This window comes from Bradyrhizobium sp. (assembly GCF_016462955.1).
In the GTDB taxonomy this organism is placed as follows: domain Bacteria; phylum Pseudomonadota; class Alphaproteobacteria; order Rhizobiales; family Xanthobacteraceae; genus Bradyrhizobium.
Genome location: NZ_JAEMSD010000556.1, coordinates 1 through 505, shown reverse-complemented (window position 1 = coordinate 505; position 505 = coordinate 1). Strand labels below are relative to the sequence as shown.

Below are 505 nucleotides of genomic sequence, written 5' to 3'. Positions count from 1 at the left end.
GAAGGGCGCCTTCGAGTGCGTCCGCGCCAAGCTCAGCCAGTTCGCCGGCCGCGAGCTCGGGGTGGACGAGGCCGTTCATGCCTCGGAGACGGCGACCGGCAATCGCAACCGGGCCATCGCCTGGCTGCTGCGGAATTACGCGGTGCTGCCTGATGACGTCGATGCCGTGCTCGACGTCTATTTCCGCCAATGCGCGATCCTGGTCACCGCGCGCGACCTCGCGGTGATGGCGGCAACGCTTGCAAACCGCGGCATCAATCCGGTGACGGGCGTGCAGGTGATCACGCCCAACATCGTCGCGCGCACGCTGTCGGTGATGACGAGCTCGGGCATGTACGACTATGCCGGCGAGTGGACCTATCGCGTCGGCATTCCCGCCAAGAGCGGCGTCGGCGGCGGCATCGTCGCGGCGCTGCCCTCGCAGATCGGACTCGGCACCTTCTCGCCGCGGCTCGACAGCCACGGCAACAGCGTGCGCGGGCTCAAGGTCTGCGAAGCCCTGTCA

General features: G+C 68.1%; 1 protein-coding gene. It reads left to right on the top strand.

The genetic code is table 11. The features are described from left to right. Positions 1–505, top strand: a 505-nt coding sequence (locus JHD07_RS34245) for a glutaminase (protein WP_291630206.1), incomplete at both ends; no start/stop codon positions are given.